16 protein-coding genes are annotated in these 20239 nt (G+C 73.6%); 1 reads left to right on the top strand and 15 read right to left on the bottom strand.

From position 1 onward, the window contains the following. Positions 1-288: 288 nt before the first annotated feature. The 12 genes from K7G60_RS07125 to K7G60_RS07070 all read right to left on the bottom strand — a co-directional run bounded on the left by K7G60_RS07125 (position 289) and on the right by K7G60_RS07070 (position 16207). Positions 289-1326 carry an aldo/keto reductase gene (locus K7G60_RS07125; protein ID WP_225799940.1) on the bottom strand — a complete coding sequence of 346 codons (1038 nt, stop codon included), beginning with the start codon at positions 1324-1326 and terminating at the stop codon, positions 289-291. Beyond that, entirely contained in the window at positions 1323-5258 is a 3936-nt protein-coding gene (locus K7G60_RS07120; protein WP_374115602.1) for an ABC transporter ATP-binding protein, read from the bottom strand. The genes K7G60_RS07125 and K7G60_RS07120 overlap by 4 nt, the downstream gene beginning before the upstream one ends. Then, the gene (locus K7G60_RS07115) at positions 5255-6607 is read right to left on the bottom strand and encodes an LLM class flavin-dependent oxidoreductase (protein WP_225799939.1); all 1353 of its coding nucleotides are present in this window, start codon (positions 6605-6607) and stop codon (positions 5255-5257) included. Before K7G60_RS07115 ends, K7G60_RS07120 begins: the two co-directional genes overlap by 4 nt. Next, positions 6604-7392 (bottom strand): ABC transporter ATP-binding protein, encoded by a 789-nt coding sequence (locus K7G60_RS07110; protein WP_374115601.1) that lies wholly within the window; start codon positions 7390-7392, stop codon positions 6604-6606. The genes K7G60_RS07115 and K7G60_RS07110 overlap by 4 nt, the downstream gene beginning before the upstream one ends. After that, complete coding sequence (locus tag K7G60_RS07105) at positions 7368-8303, bottom strand: ABC transporter permease (protein ID WP_225799938.1); 936 nt, start codon at positions 8301-8303, stop codon at positions 7368-7370. Before K7G60_RS07105 ends, K7G60_RS07110 begins: the two co-directional genes overlap by 25 nt. Continuing rightward, complete coding sequence (locus K7G60_RS07100; protein ID WP_225799937.1) at positions 8300-8803, bottom strand: flavin reductase family protein; 504 nt, start codon at positions 8801-8803, stop codon at positions 8300-8302. Before K7G60_RS07100 ends, K7G60_RS07105 begins: the two co-directional genes overlap by 4 nt. Beyond that, on the bottom strand, positions 8800-9930 hold the full coding sequence (locus K7G60_RS07095; protein WP_225799936.1) for an LLM class flavin-dependent oxidoreductase: 1131 nt from the start codon (positions 9928-9930) through the stop codon (positions 8800-8802). The genes K7G60_RS07100 and K7G60_RS07095 overlap by 4 nt, the downstream gene beginning before the upstream one ends. 1 nt (position 9931) lies before the next feature. Further along, complete coding sequence (locus K7G60_RS07090) at positions 9932-10984, bottom strand: ABC transporter substrate-binding protein (RefSeq protein ID WP_225799935.1); 1053 nt, start codon at positions 10982-10984, stop codon at positions 9932-9934. 202 nt (positions 10985-11186) lie between these two features. Continuing rightward, positions 11187-12137, bottom strand: a complete 951-nt coding sequence (locus K7G60_RS07085) for a TauD/TfdA family dioxygenase (RefSeq protein WP_225799934.1) — start codon at positions 12135-12137, stop codon at positions 11187-11189. 580 nt (positions 12138-12717) lie between these two features. After that, positions 12718-13899, bottom strand: coding sequence for an ROK family protein (locus K7G60_RS07080; protein WP_225799933.1), 1182 nt, complete (start codon positions 13897-13899; stop codon positions 12718-12720). 328 nt (positions 13900-14227) lie between these two features. Further along, the gene (locus K7G60_RS07075; protein WP_225799932.1) at positions 14228-15247 is read right to left on the bottom strand and encodes an MASE1 domain-containing protein; all 1020 of its coding nucleotides are present in this window, start codon (positions 15245-15247) and stop codon (positions 14228-14230) included. 117 nt (positions 15248-15364) lie between these two features. Continuing rightward, positions 15365-16207, bottom strand: coding sequence for a PP2C family protein-serine/threonine phosphatase (locus tag K7G60_RS07070; protein WP_225799931.1), 843 nt, complete (start codon positions 16205-16207; stop codon positions 15365-15367). A 371-nt stretch (positions 16208-16578) separates the two neighbouring features. Here K7G60_RS07070 and K7G60_RS07065 point away from each other — a divergent pair, with 371 nt between their 5' ends. Then, positions 16579-17022 carry a DUF6003 family protein gene (locus K7G60_RS07065; protein WP_225799930.1) on the top strand — a complete coding sequence of 148 codons (444 nt, stop codon included), beginning with the start codon at positions 16579-16581 and terminating at the stop codon, positions 17020-17022. A 25-nt stretch (positions 17023-17047) separates the two neighbouring features. Here the strand turns inward: K7G60_RS07065 and K7G60_RS07060 are convergent, their stop codons facing one another. The 3 genes from K7G60_RS07060 to K7G60_RS07050 all read right to left on the bottom strand — a co-directional run. Beyond that, positions 17048-17389 (bottom strand): hypothetical protein, encoded by a 342-nt coding sequence (locus K7G60_RS07060; RefSeq protein ID WP_225799929.1) that lies wholly within the window; start codon positions 17387-17389, stop codon positions 17048-17050. Positions 17390-17821: 432 nt separating this feature from the next. Continuing rightward, on the bottom strand, positions 17822-18964 hold the full coding sequence (locus tag K7G60_RS07055) for an ABC transporter substrate-binding protein (protein WP_225799928.1): 1143 nt from the start codon (positions 18962-18964) through the stop codon (positions 17822-17824). A gap of 122 nt (positions 18965-19086) precedes the next feature. Continuing rightward, positions 19087-20239: ATP-binding SpoIIE family protein phosphatase (locus K7G60_RS07050; RefSeq protein WP_225799927.1), on the bottom strand; the 1153-nt coding region annotated here is incomplete at its 5' end.

Genomic DNA, 20239 nt, shown 5'->3' with positions numbered 1-20239 from the left:
TTCGGGACGCGGGGCCGCGCTGGTGACGTCGCTCATCCTCGGCAAAGCGACTCTCGGCCCGTCCGGCCCGGTGTTTCCCCCGCTCGTACCTGCGATTGGCGTGGTCACGGCGGTCATCGGGGTCCTGACCGTCACGAGGGGCCTCCGGCTTCTCATGGCTGACGCCTCGTCGGGCAAGTGGGCGCCTGTGCGTGGTTCATCGCTCCCGGGGGCCGCGGTGATCGCCGCGGCCCCCGGATCGGCTTCGGCGAGCCGTCGGCGGGCCGGGCCCGCCCTGATCCGTCCCCGTCAGCCGAGGGGACGTCGGCGGATCGCCGGCTCGCGCAGGGACGGCGGGGCGTAACCCGAGTCCTGGGACGACAGGGTGGTGCCCGGGGGAACGATCTTGTCGATCTCGTCCAGGACGTCCGCCGGCAGGGGCCTGTCGGCCGCGCCGAGCTGGGACTCCAGCTGCTCCAGGGTGCGCGGGCCGATGATCGGGGCGGTGACTGCCGGGTGGGCGAGGACGAAGCCGAGGGCCAGTTCGATCAGGGTGAGGCCCGACTGCTCGGCCAGGGCCGCGAGCGCCTCGACCGCCTCCAGCTTGGCCGCGTTCTCCGCGCTGCCGATCTCGAAGCGGCCCGGCTGGCGGCCCGCCCGGCTCGAATCCGGCTGCGGCCCGCCTGCCCGGTAGCGGCCGGTCAGCCAGCCGCCGGCCAGCGGGCTCCAGGGGATCACCGCCAAGCCGTACCGCTGGGCCACCGGCAGCACCTCGGCCTCCACGCCGCGCGCCAGGATCGAGTACGGCGGCTGCTCGGCCACCACCCGCTCACGGCCCCGCCTCTCCGCGATCCACTGCCCCTCGACGATCCGCGACGGCGGGAACGTGGACGTGCCGAGGTAGCGGACCTTGCCCTGGCGGACCAGATCGGTCAGTGCGCCGAGCGTCTCGTCGAAGTCCGTGTCCTCCTCCGGCCGGTGCACCTGGTAGAGGTCGATGTGGTCGGTGCCGAGACGCCGCAGGCTGTCCTCGACGGCACGGTGGATCCACCGGCGCGAGTTGCCGAACCGGTTGACGTCGTCCCCCATGCGGCCGTGGAACTTGGTGGCCAGGAAGACGTCGTCCCGGCGACCGGCGAGGGCCTTGCCGACGATCACCTCCGACTCGCCCTGCGAGTACACGTCCGCCGTGTCGACGATGTTGATCCCGGCGTCCAGGGCGCGGTGGATGATGCGGACCCCGTCCTCGTGGTCCGGGTTGCCCCGGGCGCCGAAGTTCATCGCGCCGAGGGCGAGCGCGCTCGTCTGCACGCCGGTGCGGCCGAAGGGCCGGTACGGGATGGTCATGACGTTCCTTCCGTGGGGACAGCCGCAGGGACGGGCGTGGGGACGGTTGTGGGAACGGGCGCGGGGGTGGCCGTGGCCGTGGAGACGGGCCGCCGTCCGGGTGCCGTCCCGGATTCCGCGAGCCGGTCGACGCTCGCCGCCCCGCCGGCGGCGCGGAACGCGTCCCACAGCCTCCGGTACGGGCCGTGCGCCGCGAGCAGTTCGTGGTGCGTGCCGGCCTCGGCGACCGTGCCGTCCCGCAGCACGATCACCCGGTCCGCGCGGGCGGCGGTGGTCAGCCGGTGCGCCACGACGAGCGTGGTGCGCCGCCGGGTGAGCGCCGCCGTCGCGGCGGTCACCCGGCGTTCGCCGGCCAGGTCGAGCGAGGCGGTGGCCTCGTCGAGCAACAGGACGTCCGGGTCGACGAGTTCGGCCCGGGCCAGCGCCAGCAGCTGCCGCTGGCCCGCGGACAGGCCCCGGCCGCGCTCGCCGACCTCGGTCAGATAGCCGTGCGGCAGTCCGGCCACCATCGCGTGCGCGCCGACCGCCCGCGCCGCGGCCTCCACCTCCGCGTCGGTGGCGTCGGGACGGCCGTACGCGATCGCGTCCCGCACGGTCGTGCCCAGCAGGTACGCCTCCTGCGGGACGACCCCGAGCCGGCGCCGGTACCCCGCCGGATCCAGGGCGCGCAGGTCGGTGCCGTCGATCCGTACGGTCCCGGCGGTCGGGTCGTAGAAGCGGGCGACGAGCTTGACGATCGTCGACTTGCCCGCGCCGGTCGTCCCGACCAGGGCCACCGTCTCGCCGGCGGCGACCCGCAGGCTGACCTCGTGGAGTACCTCACGCCCGCCGCCCCGGTAGCCGAACGACACCCGGTCGAACTCGATCTCGCCGCGCAGCTCGCGCACCGGCACCGGGCGCTCGGCGACCGGCGTGCCGACCGGCTCGCGCATCAACGTGCGCAGCCTGCCCAGGCCCACGACCGCCTGCTGGTAGCCGTCGAACGCCTGGGACAGCTGCTGGACCGGCGAGAAGAACAGCTCGATGTAGAGCAGGAACGCGATCAGGACACCGGCGGTGAGCCGGCCGTCGCGCACCTGCCCGGCGCCGATCGCCAGGACCACGGCGGTCGCCGCCGTGCCGAGGAACTCGACGAACGGGAAGAACGTCGCCATCAGCCGCTGCGCCCGCAGCCTGGAGTCGCGGAACGCCCCGGCCAGGCGGGCGAAGTCGCGGGCGTTGCGCGCCTCGCGGCCGAAGGCCTGGGTGACCCGGATCAGGGCCACGTTCTCCTGGAGGTAGGCGTTGACCGCGCTGACCCGCTCCCGCGCGTCGAGGTACGCGGGCAGCGACCGCGCCCGGAACACCGCTGTGGCGGCGACGAGGACCGGCAGGGCGAGGAGCAGGGTGACGGCGAGCCCCGCGTCGATGACGAGCAGGGCGACGAGCACACCGAGCATCGTCAGCAGGGAGACCACGAAGGTCACCAGACCCGTCTGCAGGAACGCCGACAGCGCGTCCACGTCCGTGGTCATCCTGGTCATGATCCGGCCGCCCTGCTCGCGCTCGTAGTAGTCCAGACCGAGCCGCTGCAACTGGGCGTACGTCCGCACCCGCAGCGTGTGCAGCAGACGCTCGCCGGTGCGGCCGGTCACCCGCACCTGGGCGACGTTCACCAGCCAGCCGAGCAGCACGACCACCGCCGCGACGGCCGAGGTCGCGAGCAGCACCGCCGGTGCGGACCGGCCGACGCCGCTGTCGACGCCGTGCCGCACCAGGACCGGTACGGCGAGCTGCGCGAGCGCGTCCGAGCCGACCAGCGCAAGACCGCCGAGCAGCGGCAGCCGGAAGGGCCGTACGAGCGTGCGCAGTCCGAAGTCCGGGTCCCAGGCGCGGGCCTGCTCGGGCGAGACCTTCGGATCCACGTCCACACGCGGCAGCGCCGCCGGTCGGTCCCGGAGTTCCTCGCCGGCCGGGGCGCCGCCGAGCAGTCCTCCGCCCGGCCCCGCGCGGCCCGGCCCGGAAGTCGCGGCGGCCTGCGCGTAGGCGGCGGCGGCCCGCGCCCCGACGTCCGGACCGGCCGACGGAGCGTCCGGGGCGGGGCGCCACAGCTCCTCGGTGACACCGCGCGGCCGCGGCGGCTCCGCGGCCGACGCCTCGTCCACGCCGAGTTCGCCGGGCTGCTCATCGGGAGACAGCAGCGACCGGTACAGCGCGCTGCGCTCCCGGAGTTCGTCGGGCGTGCCGGTGTCGACGACCCGGCCGTGGTCCAGGACGGCGACTCGGTCGGCCAGTTCAAGGGTGGACGCCCGGTGGGCGATGACCAACGTGGTGCGCTGCCGTGCCACTTGGTGCAGGCCGGCGTGGATGGCCGCCTCGACCCGGGCGTCGATGGCGGAGGTCGCGTCGTCCAGCACCAGGACGGCGGGGTCGGGCAGGATCGCCCGGGCCAGGGCGATGCGCTGGCGCTGCCCGCCGGACAGGGTGAGGCCCTGTTCGCCGATCACGGTGTCGTAGCCGTCCGGCAGGGCGCTGACGAACGCGTCGGCCTGCGCCAGCCGCGCCGCGCGGCGGATCTCCGCCGGTCCGGCGCCGGGACGCCCGTAGGCGATGTTCGCCGCGATGGTGTCGGACAGCAGATGCGGCTCCTCGAAGACGAAGCCGATCCGGGCTCGCAGTTCGGCGAGCCGCAGTCCGCGGACGTCGACGCCGCCGACCCGTACCGTCCCGGCGACCGGGTCGAAGAACCGGGGCAGCAGCGCCGCCGCCGTGGACTTGCCCGACCCGGCCGCACCGACCAGGGCCAGCGTCTCCCCGGGCTCCACCCTCAGGGTGAACCCGTCGAGCAGCGGGGCGGCCGTGGCGTCATGGCCGAACACCACACCGTCCCACTCCAGGGCCGGCGCCCCGTCCGGCACGGCGACGGCGTCCGGGGCGTCGGTGATCCCGGGAGCCGTGTCGACGATGTCGAGCACCCGCTCCACCCCGGCGCGTGCCTGCTGCCAGACGGTGAGCAGCATGGCCACCTGGCGCACGGGCGTCACGAACGAGCCGAGATAGGCGTTGAACGCCACGAAGGTGCCCAGGGAGACGCTGCCGCGCAGCGCCAGCCAGCCGCCCAGCGCGAGCACGGCGACCTGCCCGAGGACCGGCACGGCCTGCAGCGCCGGGTTGTACCCGCTGGTGAGCCGGGCGACCCGGAACCGCGAGGAGAACAGCCCGCGCGACCGCCGCTCCAGCTCCGCCAGTTCACGCTCCTCCTGCCCGAACCCCTTGACCACGCGGACGCCCGCGACCGCCGCCTCCACGGTCGACGCGACCTCGGCCGCCTCCTGCTGCGCGTGCCAGTTGGCCGGGAACAGGTCGCGGCGGCTGCGGTACGCGATCAGCCACAGCACAGGGCCGACGACGAGGGCGACCAGGGTCAGCAGCGGCGACAGCGCGAACATCAGCGCCACCGAGAGGGCGAACATCAGCGCGTTGCCGAACATGTTCGGCAGGAACTGCAGCAGCATCTGGACGAGCGTCACGTCGGAGACGGCCCGGCTGACGACCTGGCCCGTGTGCAGTTCGTCCTGCTGGCGGCCGCCGAGCCGCAGCAGCGCGGCGAAGGCGTCGTTGCGCAGCGCGTACTGCACTCCGAGGGACACCCGGCCGGAGCGGTACCGGCGCATGAAGCTCGCCCCGAACCGCAGCGCGCCGAGACCGAGCAACAGCACCACCCAGGGGGTCAGCACGGCCGAGGGGGACGCCACCCCGTCCACGACGTGGCGCAGGACCAGCGGCAGTACGGCCGTGGCCACCGCGGCGACGAGCGCGGCGCCGTACGCCCAGGCCAGGTCGGAGCGGTGGACCAGGCAGTACCGGACCAGCCGGCGCACCCAGCCCGCGCCGGCCGGTCCGGGCGACGCCGGGGACGTACGGTCCGCGGTGCGACAAGGTGCGACCGTCACGCGGACGCTCCGAGGGCCTGCGGGGTCGTGAGAGGGTCCGCGGGGCGGGGCAGTCCGTAGTGGTCGCGCAGCGTGCTGCCGGTGTACTCGGTGCGGAACCTGCCGCGCTCCTGGAGGATCGGCACCACCTTGCCGACGAACGCCTCCAGACCGGACGGCAGGACCGGCGGCATGATGTTGAACCCGTCCGCGGCGCCGCCGTCGAACCACTCCTCGATCGCGTCGGCCACCTGCACCGGCGTGCCGGTGAACGTCCGGTGCCCGCGGCCGCCGCCGAGCCGGCCGATCAGCTGACGCACGGTCAACTCGTCCCGCCGGGCCAGCTCCACGATCAGCGTGTACCGGCTCTTGGCGCCCTCGATCTCGTCCTCGGACGGCAGGTCGTCCGGCAGCGGTCCGTCCAGGTCCAGCGCGTCCGGGTCGATCCGGAACAGCCGGGCGAGCTGCCGCTTGGCGAACTCCGGGCTGATCAGCCGGTCCAGCTCGCGGTCCAGCTCCTCCGCCTCCGCCTCGGTGTCACCGATGACCGGCACGATCCCGGGCAGGATCTTGACGCCCTGCGGATCGCGGCCGTGCGCCACGGCCCGCTTCTTCAGGTCGGCGTAGAACGCCTGTGCCTCTTCGAGGGTCTGCTGCGCGGTGAACACCGCCTCCGCCCACCGCGCCGCGAACGCCTTGCCGTCCTCCGACGAACCGGCCTGCACGAGCAGCGGGTGACCCTGCGGCGAACGGGGCACGTTCAGCGGTCCGGCGACCCGGAAGAACCGCCCGGCGTGATCGATGCTGCGGACCTTCGTGGAGTCGGCGTGGACACCGGCGTCCTTGTCGGCCACGATCGCGTCGTCCGTCCAGCTGTCCCACAGCCTGGTGGACACCTCGAGGAACTCGTCGGCGCGCTCGTAGCGCTCCTTGTGCAGGGGCGCGTCGTCCAGGCCGAAGTTGCGGGCCGCGTCCGCTCCGGCGGTCGTGACGACGTTCCACCCGGCCCGCCCGCCGGAGACGTGGTCGAGGGAGGCGAACCGGCGGGCCAGGTTGTACGGCTCGTTGTACGACGTCGAGGCGGTCGCGATCAGACCGATGTGCTCGGTCACCCCGGCGAGCGCCGTCAGCAGCACCGTCGGTTCCAGCCGCCCGCCGGGCCGGCGGGCGGGATCGCCCATCAGTCCCGGGCTGTCGGCGAGGAACAGCGAGTCCAGTCTGCCCCGTTCGGCGATCCGGGCGAGGTTGCGGTAGTGCTCGACGTCCCAGGAGGCGTACGGGTTCGACTCCGGCAGCCGCCAGGCGGCCTCGTGGTGGCCGACGCCCATCAGGAAGGCGTTCAGATGGAGCTTCTCGGCGCGCTTGCTCATGACGGTTCCCTCGTGTCCTTCGTACGGTCGTCGGGGAGGGCGCCCAGGGCGCCCAGCAGGGTGGTGCGGTGCCGCTGGAACAGCGGGTCGCCCGGGTCGCGTCCGGCGGGCAGGTCGATGCGCAGGTCCAGGACGAAGCCGCCGTCGTCGAGGACCAGCACCCGGTCGGCGAGGGCCACCGCCTCGTCCACGTCGTGGGTCACCAGCAGCACGGCCGGCCGGTGCCGCTCGTACAGTCGGCGCAGCAGCCGGTGCATCCGGATGCGGGTCAGCGCGTCGAGGGCGCCGAACGGCTCGTCGGCGAGAAGCAGTTCGGGCTCGCTCACCAGCGACCGGGCCAGCGCGGCCCGCTGCTGCTCGCCGCCGGACAGCTCGTGCGGCCAGGCCGACACCCGCCCGCCCAGGCTGACTTCGTCGAGGGCGGCACGGCCGCGCTCCTTGGCGTCGCCGCCGGGCAGGCCGAGCACCACGTTGTCGAGGACCCTCAGCCACGGCAGCAGCCGCGAGTCCTGGAAGACCAGCGAGACCCGCCGCGGCACCAGGATCTCGCCCGTGCCGACGGTGGTGTGGTCCAGTCCCGCCACCGCGCGCAGCAGGGTGCTCTTGCCCGAGCCGCTGCGCCCGAGGAGCGCCGTGAACTCGCCGCGGGCGAGGGTCAGATCGACGTTCCGGAGGACCTGGCGGTCACCGAAGGACCGGGTGAGGCCGCTGACGCGGACGGCGGCGGAGTCCACCGCCTCGGCGACCGGGTCGCCGTCGCTCAGGCGGTGATCGTACGTCGCCACGACAGCACCCTCCCCTCCACCAGGCGGACGAGGGCGTCGGAGGCGAAGCCGAAGGTGCCGTACAGCACCAGACCGACGAGGATGATCCCGGACTGGGCGTACTGCTGGGCCTGGAACATCATGTGGCCGATGCCCGAGGTGGCGTTGATCTGCTCGACCACGATCAGACCGAGCCAGGCCGCGGTCACCGCCAGCCGCAGCCCCGTGAAGAAGCCCGGGAGCGCGGCCGGCAGCACGACCTTGCGCAGGAACAGCCGGCGCGACAGCCGCTGTGCCTCGGCGAGTTCGACGTAGCGGGCGTCGATGGAGACCAGCGCCGCATGGGTGTTGATGTAGATGCCGACCGTCACGCCGAGCGCGATGACGACCACCTTCATCGTCTCGCCGATGCCCAGCCACAGGATCAGCAGCGGAAGCAGCGCCAGGTTGGGGATCGAACGCTTGACCTGCAGCGTGCCGTCCACGACCGCGTCACCGATGCGGGAGAGCCCGGACGCCAGCGCCAGCACCACGCCGGCCACGACGCCGATGAGCAGGCCGAGCAGCGCACGCGACAGCGAGGCCTGCACGCTCTCCTGCAGACGCCCGCTCATCCACAGCTCCTGGGCGGAGGTCACGACCGAGGCGGGCGACGACAGCTTGCGCGGGTCCAGCCAGCCGGCCGCCGAGGCGCCCCACCAGGCGAGGACGAGCAGCAGCGGGCCGAGGAGCCGGCCGAACGGGACCGACTTGCCGCGCCCGAGGCGGCGCTGGATCGCCGGCACCAGACCGGCGGCCGCCGCCGTGTCCGGTGTCGTCGCGTCCGCCGGCGGTGTGGAGGCCGGGGGCGCCGAGGACGGCGGTGCCTTCTCCGGCCCGCCGGTCACGGTGGCCGTGCCACCGCCCGTTCGGGAGGTCAGGTCGAGGTTCATCGAGGCTCCGGAGGTCGGGGGAGGAGGGAGCGGAACGAACTGGCGTGGAAGACGAGGGGGTCCACGTCCCGGTCGAGGCGCAGGTCGTGGACGCGCAGGACGACGATGTCGTGGTCACCGGCCCGGATCTCGTCGTCGACCGAGCAGGTGAACCAGGCGGCGGCGCCGTCCAGCAGCACCGCGCCGTCCTCGTCCGCCTGCCACGAGGTCCCGGCGAAACGCCCGCCGGCCGGACCGGCGAGCCGCCGGCACAGCGCCCCCTGGTCCGCGCCGAGCACGCTGACGCCCAGGCGGCCGGCGCGGCGCAGCACCGGCCAGGTGCCGGAGGTGTGCGCCACGCAGACGGAGACCAGCGGCGGCGCGAGGGACACGGTCGTGAACGAGCTGGCGGCCAGCCCGACCGGCTCGCCGTCGACCAGGGCGGCGATCGCCGTGACGCCGGTGGGGAACGCGCCGTACACGGCGCGCAGGGAGGTGGTGTCGTGCAGGACGGCGGTCATGCGGGGGCCTCCGAGGAGCGGGCGGCGGACAGCCGCCGCGGGGCTGATCCGGCGGGGGACGCGGCCGGTTCCGCCAGGAGCGGGAGCAGGGCGTCGCCGACGCGGGCGATCTCCTGCCGGTACGGGGTGTCCGACAGCACGAAGTGGGTCACGCCGAGCTCGCGGTACCGGTGCAGCGCGTCGGCGACCTCCCGCGCGGAGCCGACCAGCCAGGTCGTACCGGCGCCGCCGCCTCCGTAGCGGCCGGGGGCCGTGTAGAGGCAGCTGTCCAGGACGTCGCCCCGGTCCGCCAGGTCGAGCAGCCGCCGCTGGCCGACGGCCGTGCCGCGCCGGAACGCCTCCCGGGCGCGCGGGTCCTGCCGCGCCATGCGGGCGACCTTCTCCTCCGCCGCGCGCCACGCCTCTTCGGCTGTGTCCCGCACGAGGGTCGTCACGCGCAGCCCGAACTCCAGCGGCCGGTGTCCGCGCCCGACCTCGTCGGACAGCGTCCGCAGCCGGTCGACGCGTTCGGCGACGCCGTCCAGCGGCTCGCCCCAGAACAGCTGGACGTCGGCCTCCTGCGCGGCGACCCGCTCGGCGGCCGGGCTCGCGCCGCCGAAGTACAGCCGGGGGTGCCGGCCCTCCTCGGCGCGCCAGGGACGCGGCCGGACCCTGGAGTTCTCCACCCGGTAGTGCTCTCCCCGGAACGTCACCTCCTCGTCGTTCCACAAGCGGCGCACCAGCCGGAGGAACTCCAGGGTGCGTTCGTAGCGGCGGGCGGGGTCGAACTCGCCGTCGCCGTAGGACGCGGCGTCGTCGAGGCCGCTGACGACGTTGACCAGGACCCTGCCTTCGCTGAGCCGGTCGAGGGTGGCCGCGGCGGAGGCGAAGTTCGCCGGGTGCCAGTAGCCGGGCCGGATGGCGATGAGCGGCTTGAACGTCGTCGTACGGGCGGCGAGGGAGGCCGCGACGGTGAAGGTGTCCGGACGGCCCCAGCCGGTGCCGAGGAGCGCCCCGGCCCAGCCGTGGTCCTCGACGGCGCGGGCCAGCTCCGTCGAGTGGTCCAGCGTGCCCCGGCCCTCGACGGTGTCGTCGCCGCGATGCCCGGGCTCGACGGTGTTCGGGATGTACCAGAGGTGTTCGCCCATCTCAGGCCTGTCCTCGGTACGCGGCGGGCGCGGCCTCCGCCGCGACCTTCTCGAACCGCCGGTCGAACAGCACGCTGACGTCGAACTTCTTCACGAAGCCGGCGCCGGACATGAGATCGGCGATCGACTGCTCCCAGGCGATCGAGGAGTCCCAGTTCGTGGGATACAGCGGCTTGCTCCGGGCCTTGACGATCCGTTCGCCGTCCTCGCGGGTGACGCCCTGATCCTTGACGTAGTACGACTCGACCCACTGCTCGGGGTTCTCCCAGGACCAGTTGTTGCCCCGGACCCAGATCGGGATGAACGCCCGGATCGCCGCCGCCTTGCGTTCGTCGGCGAGCACCGCCGTGGGCGCCCACAGCAGGCTCAGGAGGTCCTGGACGTCGGTGGGCAGGGTGCGCGCGCCGTCCTTCGCGTACTGCTTCAGGTACTTCGTCAACGACGGCTCGGTCAGCGGGGCGAGGTCGACCTGGTTGCCCTGGAGGGCGGTCAGGAACTGGGCGCTGGGCAGCGGCACCAGGGTCACGTCCTTGTGGGAGATGCCGTTCCCGTTCAGCCACTTGAGGATCGTCACGCCCTGCGCCTGGCCCTGGGAGAAGGCGATCCGCTTGCCGACGACGTCCTTCGCCGTCCGGATGTCGCTGCCCGGCCGGGTGGTGGGGATGTAGGTGACCGCGGTGTTGTGCGCGACGGCGACGATCTTGGCGTCGAAGCCGATGTCGTGCGCCTGGATCGGCGGCATCCCGGCGTTGCTCGCCAGGTCGACCGCGCCCGCGCGGAAGCCCTGGATGGTCTCGGGGCCGCCGTTGAGCCGGACCCACTCGACGGAGAACGGCAGCGGACCGAGCGAGGGTTCGGCGGCGAGCTGTGCCTGCGTCGTGGCCGTTCCGAGCCGGAGGGTGGTCTTCTTGTCGGGCGCGACGGTCGGCAGCGCGCCGAGCTGCGTGGAGCCGGGCTGGTCGGGGGAGGCGCAGCCCGCGAGTGCCAGCAGCGCGCCGCCGCCCAGGGCGAGGAATCCCCGGCGGTTCAGGGGTCTTGAGGTGTGCAGGGACATGGCGATACGGGGCCTTTCACGTGCCGGCGAGGGATCGGCCGGGGGAGGAGGGACGCGACCGGGAGCGGAGGGCCGGCGGGGGCCGGCGGGGTGGCTCGAAGGGCCGAGCGAGGGGGGACCGAGGAGACAGACCGAGAGGGGGACCGAGGAGACGGGCCGAGGGGGTGGCGGGGCCGCCGACGTCGGTGGCCCCGCTCGGGTGTCAGGAGGCGGCGACGACCCGGTGGTCGGCGGTGAACGGCCGCCCGGCGACCGACTCGGACGGGTGTCCGTCCGGTCCGACGGGGACCTCGCCGATCAGCGTGACCCGGTGCAGCCGGCGCTCGACGTCGAGGTGCTCCAGGTCGCGCGGGGCGAGGTGCGCGGTGGCCCGGTTGTCCCAGAACGCCACGTGCCCCGGCTCCCAGCGGAAGCGCACCGTGTACTCGGGCCGGGTGATCTCGGCGTACAGCAGGTCCAGGATCCGTCGGCTCTCCGCGGCGGTGACGCCCACGATGTGGCTGGTGAACCCGGGGTTGACGAACAGCGCGCGCTCCCCGGTCTCCGGGTGCACCCGCACCACGGGGTGCACGGACACGAGCAGGTTGTCGTTGACCCGGCGGGCGTACGCGCCGTCCTCGCCGACCGGCCGGCCGCCGCCGTACCGGTGCTCGGCGCGCAGCGTGTCCACGAACGCCCTGACGGGGGCGGACAGCCCCTCGTACGCGGCGACGAGGTTGGTCCACTGCGTGTCGCCGCCGAACTCCGGGACCGTCTCGGCGCGCAGGATGGACCCGGCGGGCGGGTTCACCGCGGCGGTGACGTCGGTGTGCCAGCCGTCGAAGTAGCTGTACTGGCGCTTGCGGTACTCCGCCCGGAAGTTCTCCCCGTAGCGCTCCTCGAAGCGGCGCGGGTCGATGGTGAAGATCTCCGGGTGGTCCTCCGGCGGGGCGTCGTCGTGCGGGTGGGCGTAGGTGAGCTCGCCGAAGTGGCGGGCGAAGGCGATCTGCGCGGCGTGGTCGAGCCGCTGCCCCCGGAAGAAGACGACCTTGTGACGGTGGAGGGCCTGCTTGATCTCGTCGACGGTCTCGACGGCCAGCGGGCCGGCGAGGTCCACGCCGTCGATGTCGGCGCCGATGTGACCGGCGACGGGACGGACGGTGAGCGTGCTCATGGGGCGAGTCCTTTCGGGCATGACGAATGAGGGCGGGTGAGGAAGGCGACCGGGCGTACCGGGCCGGCGTCGGGGCCCGTGGGGCCACCTGCCGGGCGCGGGCGCACGGGTGTGAAGGGCGCCCGGCCGGTGTCCGGTGCGCGGCGAAGCCGGGAAAGGGGCCGGCGCCGGTGCTCCGGCCGGTACTTCGGCCAGAGCTCCGGGCGGTGCTCAGCCGTGCTTCGGCCGGAGCACCGGCCTGGTGCCCCAGGGAGTGCTCCAGTCGGTGCTCCGCTGCGCTCCGGCCGTGCTTCAGCCGGTGAACGTCCCTGATTCAGGCCGGAGTCCGGCGGAGGCGTACGCCGGGATCAGTACCCAGTGCCCCGGCGCGGCGGCGCGCGCCGGCGGAGAGCCGGTCAGCGGGCGCGACAGCCCAGTCCGGCGAAGTGGTGCGCGCGGAAGGCGTTCACGGGGTGCCGGTCTGCGGCTGCCCGGATCGTGGCCCTCTGCTGTGCGTCCATGGGAAGAGTGTGCTGCTCCCGTGCCGGTACGGGCAATATTTTCTGGCGGCGCGGAAGAAACCCACCCCGCCCCGCCCCGCTCATCGGGCGCCGCCGCTGGTACGCAGCCCCAACGGGTCCTGGTAGACGGCCGCGAGCACCGGCGCGGTCGCCGCCACCGCGAGCGTGTCCGCGCCGAAGGAGCCGGTCCGCACCTGGTCGCCGCCGCTCGTCAGCTCGCGGGTCAGCTCGTCGAGCAGCCGGGGCAGACGGAGGGTGGCGAACTCGGTCAGCACCAGGTCGTCCGGGCGGATCAGGTCGAGCAGCGGCCGCACCGCGTGCGCGATCAGCCGCAGGCGGGTGCGGCACAGGTCGAGCGCCCGGACGTCGCCCGCGCGGGCGGCACGCACGAGCAGCCGCAGATCGGGGTGCGGGATGACGCCCTCGGCGACGGCGCGCCGCGCGACGGCACGGTCGGAGACGGTGACCTGGAGGCAGCCGGTGCGGCCGCAGGGGCACGGCTCCGCCGACCCCGGTACGGGCAGGTGGGCGATGCCGCCGGCGCCGTACCGCCGGCCCTGCAGCAGGACGCCGCCGGTGGCGATCGCCGCGTCCACGGCGTTGCCGACGAACAGGTGCACCAGGTCGCCGCCGCGGTTCGCGCCGAACAGCAGCTCGGCCTGGGCCAGCGCCCGGGCGTGGCCTTCCACATGGACCGGCAGTCCCACCGCGCGCTGCAGCGAGCGCCGCAGCGGGATGTCGCGCCAGCCGAGCGCGGCGTTCTCGACCAGGACCCCGGCGTCGGGATCGACCCAGCCGCCGGTGGCCACGCCGAGGCCGAGGACGGAGCGCCCGCCGAGGTGTCTGCGCAGGAAGCCGGGCAGTCGTGCGGCGACGTCCTGGAGGACCGCCCCGTGCTGCGGCTGCCGTGGCACGTGCTCGTACGCGATGACGCTGCCGCGCAGGTCGGTGAGCGAGAACGTGAGCCGCGGGACGGCGATGTGCACGCCCGCCGCGACGTGGTGCGCGGTCTCGATGTCCAGAGGGATGCGGGGGCGTCCGGGCCGGGGCGGCCGGTGCGGCTCGGGCGGCTCCCAGACCAGTCCCATCGCGAGCAGTTCGGCCGCGTGCCGTGACACGACGGCCGCGCTCAGGCCCGTCTCCCCGATGATCGCGGTGCGGGCCAGCGGGCCTCCGCGCAGGATGGCCCGCAGGACGGCGGCGGCGTCGGGCTGGTCGGCGGCGGGCTTTCCGCCCGGCGTCGCGATGAGCGCTGGTCGCATCGGGATTCCTCGGTCCGGGAGGCGGTCGTACGGTGGCACGGCGGCCCCGGCAACCGAGGGCCTAGGGATGCGGGGGACAGCTCGACGACCTCATGCCCCGATGCTCGCAAGCGCGAGGGGACCGGTCAACGATCCGGCGTTAAGGGGCAATGACGGTTCTGCGAAGCGCCCCCGGCGGCTTCGCTTCGAGACCCCCGAGGGGGCTTCCGCCACCCGGCACCGTCCGCGACCCGGTTCGTCGGCATCCCCGCGCCGGCTCCGGCTCCGGCGCGGGGATCACGGATCCCGGTGCTTGCCGGGTGTCACGGATCCCGGTGCTTGCCGGGTGTCACGGATCCCGGTGCCCGCCGGGTGGGGCTGCCCGGCTCTCGGTGGTGCCGGGTGGACCCGGCGAGAGTTCGCCCGCCGTGAGGTGCTCCAGGACCTCCGCCAGTTCCTCGCAGGCGCGGCGCACCGACCGGCGGGTCGCACGCTGCTCGGTGACGACGGAGGCGAGAAGCAGGGCGGTCAGGGCGGCGGAACCGTTGAACGCCTGGAGCTTGACCATGATCTCGACGTCCGTCAGGTGGAGGAACGCGCCCCGCCCGGAGGTCGCCTCGAAGGTGGCGAGCACGGAGGCGAAGAGCGCGCACAGCATGCTTCCGGCGAGCTGGAAGCGGAGCGCCGCCCAGATCAGCAGGGGGAAGACGAGGAACAGCATGCTCATCGGGCTGAGCACGGCCATGGGCATGAGGACCAGGGTCGTCAGCCCCAGAAAGGCCGCCTCCTTCCAGCGCCGCACCCGGAACCGTCCGGCCGGCCCCGCGAGGACGAGCAGGAGCGGGGCGACGAGCAGCACCCCCATCGTGTCGCCCACCCACCAGGCCAGCCAGGCGGGCCAGAACTCGCTCTTGTTCAGGGAGCCCTTCGTCACCTGCAGCCCGACCCCCGCGGTCGCGCTGATCAGCATGGCGCCGAACCCGCCGAGGAAGACCAGGGAGAGTCCGTCCCGCAGCCGCGCCATGTCGCGCCGGAAGCCGGCCCGTCTCAGCAGCAGGAAGGCGCAGAGCGGCGCGACGGTGTTGCTCACCACGGTGACCACCGTGGTGGGCCCCGGAGTGGTGAGGGAGGCGATGACGAGGAAGGAGCCGAGGGCGATCCCGGGCCAGACCCGCGCGCCGAGCAGCAGCAGGGCGGCGACGGCGACGCCGGTGGGCGGCCAGATGGGGGTGACCACCACGCCTTCGACGACGAGGCTGCCCAGCAGGCCGAGTCGTCCGGCCGCGTAGTAGCAGACCGCCACGGCCAGCGACGTCAGAGCCGCCTCCGTAGAGGGCCGGAACTGCCGAGTATCCAACACGTCAGCCATCAGACACCGGCCGGGCCGCCGCGACCGGGCAAGGACCCCTGCGTGTCGGGCACCGTCGTACGGAACGGGCCCGATCCGGCCCGAGGACCGATCCGGCCCGAGGCGAGCCCCCTCCCCTCACTCCTCGGCCGCCGACCGGGCCGGACCGCCGTCGTGGCCGACGACCAGGACGGCCGCGTCGTCCTCGTGCCCCACCGTGGCCGCCAGCTTCATGACGGCGGTGGCGAGCGCGTCGACGTCCATCCCGGCGACGGCGGTGATCCCGGCGAGCCTCGTCACCCGGTCCAGACCCTCGTCGACGTGGAGCGAAGGCCCCTCCACCACCCCGTCGGTCAGGAGGACGAAGACACCGTCGGCGGTGAGCCGGTGGCGCGTGGTCGGGTAGTCGACGTCGCGGAGCACACCGAGCGGAGGCCCGCCCTCGCTGTCGTCGATGCCGGAGCGGCCGTCGGCGGTGGCCCAGATGTGGGGGATGTGACCGGCCCGGGCGCACTCCAGGGTGCCGGCAGCGGGGTCGAGCCGCAGGAAGGTGCAGGTGGCGAAGAGGTCGGCGCCCAGAGAGATCAGCAGGTCGTTGGTGCGACCGAGCAGCTCTCCCGGGTCTCCGGTGACGGAGGCCAGCGCGCGCAGTGCCACGCGGACCTGTCCCATGAAGGCGGCGGCCTCGATGTTGTGCCCCTGCACGTCACCGATGGACATGCCGATCTGCCCGCCGGGCAGGGAGAAGGCGTCGTACCAGTCACCGCCGACGTTGAGCCCGTGGTTGGCGGGCTCATAGCGGACGGCCAGCCGGGCGCCCGGAAAACCGGGCAGGTCCGAGGGCAGCATGTCGCGCTGCAGGGCCACGGCGAGCTCGACACGGGAACGCTGCGTCTCGGCCAGCTCCCGCGCCCTGGCGGTCAGCGACCCGAGCCGGACCAGAAGGTCCTCGCTGTTGTCGGCCGGCCGTCTGCGGAACATCGATCACTCCGACGTCACGACAATCCTCGCATCACTCCGTCCCGTCTCCAGCACGCGGGACCACAGGGGGACCACCTCGGTACGAACAGGTCCTTCCCCACTCTGCCCGGAGGGGACGGCGTCCGCATCTCATCGGCGCAGAACGCGGCGGATCCCAGCGGGCCGCCCCCGACATCGAGGACTCGGTCCGGGGCGGCTCGACCGTCCACTTCTCCGTCGGCGACGACCGCACCCGGCAGGGCGTCCGGATCTACGAGGTGCGGCTCTCCACCACCCGGTTGCACTGAGTTCCCGCACGAGGACGGTGATGGCCGGCGCCGGAGGGGGTAGGCGGGGCGGCACAGGACCATCGTGTGCGCCGAGGAGAGAACATGACTGACGACGCCTACCTGTTTCTCGTGGACGGCCCGGTCACCCCGCCGGGCGCGCCGGTCGCCGTCGTGGGGGACCTGGAGTGCCTCGAGACCCCGGCGGTACGGGCCTGGCTGAACGCACAGGGAGTCACGGCCGCCTCGGGCGCGCTCCGGCTGCTGCCGCCCGAGGAGACGGCGGCCATCCCGGAAGGGGCGGAGAAACTGCCCGTGCCGCTGAGCGACGATGAACTGCTCCGACTGCGCCACGCGCTCGCGCCCGGCGCTCTCGCCCGGGTGGAGGAGGAGCTGCTGGCCTACCGCGACTGCGCCGGTGACCGTGACGCGCTCCTCGCCCGGGCCGTGGCGGCGGGAATCGCCCCGCACCGCATCGCGGAACTCACCGGCGAGGACCCCGCGACCGTGGCGTCCGTGGCGTCCGCCGCCACGAGCCAACGGGGCTGACGCCGCCTCGGCGGAGGGGCGCGGATCACCGGTGAGACTGCCCCGGGCACCCCACCGACCAGGTCCTGTACCTGCCGTCCGACGCCGGAGCACCGGTCAGCACGTAGCTGACGGACCCGTCGCCGGCCCGGGTGGGGGCGAGGGGCCGCAGGCTGAACCGGTGGGTCCAGCCACGGCGGGAGACCACGGTGAAAGCGGTGCGGTCGGTCATGGCCCGCTTGGGTTCGGCCCTCCCCGCCCGGGCGGCCTCCTCCTCGTGGCTGGTCGGGGTCGGACTGCCGGGTGTGGCGCCGGTCGGCGCGCCCTCGGGCTCCACCGTCGCCCAGACCATGGCCTCGCGCGGGTGCGGAGGGCGCACGCTCGTCATGTCGGCGACCGGACGGCACGCGGCCCTCGCCGAGGGGGCCCGTGCGCCGCCGGCCGGGGTCGGTTTCCTACCGCGTCTCCGGCTCGCGAGGCCGCCGGGCGGGAAGCCGTCGCTCGCGAGTTCCATGCTGCCGAGGGGCTTCGGGCGGGCGGCAGTTCGATGAGCGTCGCGGCGTACCGTGGTGCTGTACGGGTGGTCCTGCGCATGCTCCATGCCTTCGCGGACCGGGGCGTGCGGCCGGGCGCTGAGTCGACACAGGACGCCCTTCACCACCGTGAGGCGGTCGGGGACCGTCTCGCCGAGCTCCTCGATCCGATCGTCGAACGGTGGGCACGGCCTGTAGCCGGGCCGGACAGCGGCCGCGAGTTCCGTGGCCACCGGTGTGAGGCCCGGACGGGCGTGTGCGTGCCTGGCCAGGAGCGCTCTTGGCCCTCAGCCCGAGACGGCCTCGGCCCAACCGCGGTTGACGGTCTCTTTCGCCTTCTCCGTCTGCGCCTCCGTCGGAAACGTCGGCGTGCCCTCGACCGTCGGCAGTTTCTCCGCGGCGGTCTTGTCGAGGGTGCCGTCCTTCTCCATGGCGTCCATGAGGACGGGGCGTGCATAGTCGCCGAGCCGGAGGTTCTGGCCCTCCGGGCTGAAGACGTACTCCTGCCACAGACGTGCCGCCGCGGGGTGCGGAGCGTCTTTGTTCACCCCGCTCGCGTAGTACTGGGCGAAGCTGCCGTCGAAGGGGATGGCGGTCCGCCAGTCGACGTCCGTGCCTTTCTCGCGGAACTCGTCGGCGTATCCGAGGTTGAGGAAGTCCCAGTCGATGCTGATCGGGGTCCGGCCCTTCGCGATCGTGGCCGGGGTGGATTCGACCGGGATGAAGTTGCCGTTCTCGCTGAGCTCGGCGAAGAAGTCGATGCCGGGCTGGATGTCGTCGAAGGAACCCCCGTTCGCCAGGGCCGCCGCGTAGACCGCGGCGAAGGCGGAGTTGGACTTGGTGGGGTCGCCGTTGAGCGCGACCTTGCCCTTGTACTCGGGCTTGCGCAGGTCGGCGAAGGTCGCGGGGCAGGTCTTGACGCGCTTGGCGTCACAGCCGATCGAGACGTAACCGCCGTAGTTGTTGTACCAGCGGGCCCGGTCGTCCTTCTGTTCCTCGGGGATCTCGTCGTACGCGGCGACCTCGTACGGAGCGAGCAGGCCCTGCCGCGCCGCGGACCGCGCGAACGAGTCCCCCACGTCGATCACATCGGGGGCCCGGCCTCCGCCCCTGTGCTCCTTCAGGGCGTTGATCTCGTCCTGGCTGGTACCTTCCGGGTTCTCCACGATGACCTTGATCCCGTACTTCTTCTCGAAGCCGTCGATCACCGCGCCGTAGTTGGCCCAGTCGCTCGGGAGGGCGATCGTGTTGAGCGAGCCCTCTTTCTTCGCCGCTGTGGTCAGTGCCGCCATGCCGCCGGCGTTCGCGGCGGAGGTGGCCACCGCGGGTGCTCTGGGCGCGGTGCCGGGCTTGTCTCCGCAGGCGCCGAGGGGCGCCGCGAGGACCAGGCAGGCGGCGACGAAGGCTGTCCGGAGACGAGGTGTGGGCACAAAGGCTCCATAACGGGCGGACGCGTACTGATCGAGGCCAGCGTACGTTCGGCGGCCTCGGCGGCGCAGTCCCGGACGGTGGTGTCCGCTGGCTTCCCTGCGGCTGCCGTGCCGGCGCGTTCTCAGAACCCCTCGTCGTCCCACCCGGCCAGGAGCGCCTCCCCGAGATCCATCGCGGGCGGTGCGGCCCCGTCGAGGAGGGCCTGCTCGCTCCAGATGATCTTGCCGCGGGCGGTGTAGCGGGTGCCCCAGCGCTCGGCGAACTGCGCGACGAGGAACAGACCGCGGCCGCCCTCGTCGGTGGCCTCGGCCCGGCGCAGGTGCGGGGAGGTGCTGGACCCGTCGGAGACCTCGCAGATCAGGCTGCGGTCGTACAGCAGCCTCACCCGGATGGGCTCGGTGCCGTAGCGGATGGCGTTGGTCATCAGCTCGCTGAGGATGAGTTCCGTGGTGAAGGCGATCTCCTCCAGGCCCCAGTCCGCCAGTCGGCGGGCGCAGGCGTTGCGCACCGGGGACACCGCCGCGGGGTCGGGCCGCACGTCCCACTCGGCGATCCGCGCGGGGTCCAGTCGGCGGGTGCGGGCGACCAGCAGCGCGACGTCGTCGCTGGGCCTGGTGGACAGCATCGCGTCGATCACCGCGGTGCAGGTCTCCTCCGGGGTGCGGGCGGGCCCGGCCAGGGCGGCGCGCAGCGCTGCCAGGCCCGCGTCCGGATCGCGGTCGCGGCTCTCGATCAGCCCGTCGGTGAAGAGCGCCAGCCGGGAGCCTTCGGGCAGGGTGACCGTCATGGTCTCCACGGGCAGGCCCTCGCCCAGGCCCAGCGGCGGGGAGACGGGCACCTCGGGGAAGGACACGGTTCCGTCGGGGCGGACCAGAGCGGGACCCGGATGCCCGGCGGTGGCGGCCGTCACCTGCCCCGTGACGGGATCGTAGACGGCGCACAGGCAGGTGGCTCCGGTGATCCCCTGCCACTCCTGCTCGTCGGTGTCGATGTGGGCGACCAGCTCGTCCAGGTGGCTCAGGAGTTCGTCCGGAGGCAGGTCGAGGGTGGAGAAGTTGTACACGGCGGTGCGCAGGCGGCCCATGGTGGCGGCTGCGTGGAGACCGTGGCCGACGACGTCGCCGACCACCAGGGCCACCCGGGTGCCGGGCAGCGGGATGACATCGAACCAGTCACCACCCACACCGGCCTGGGCAGGCAGATAGCGGTGCGCGACCTCGACGGCGGACTGCTCCGGTACGCCCCGGGGCAGCAGGCTGCGCTGCAGGGTGACG

The sequence above is a fragment of the Streptomyces sp. NK15101 genome, from assembly GCF_020400725.1.
In the GTDB taxonomy this organism is placed as follows: Bacteria; Actinomycetota; Actinomycetes; order Streptomycetales; family Streptomycetaceae; genus Streptomyces.
Note: the sequence above shows the minus strand (reverse complement) of the source record. Positions and strands in the feature narration are given on the sequence as shown.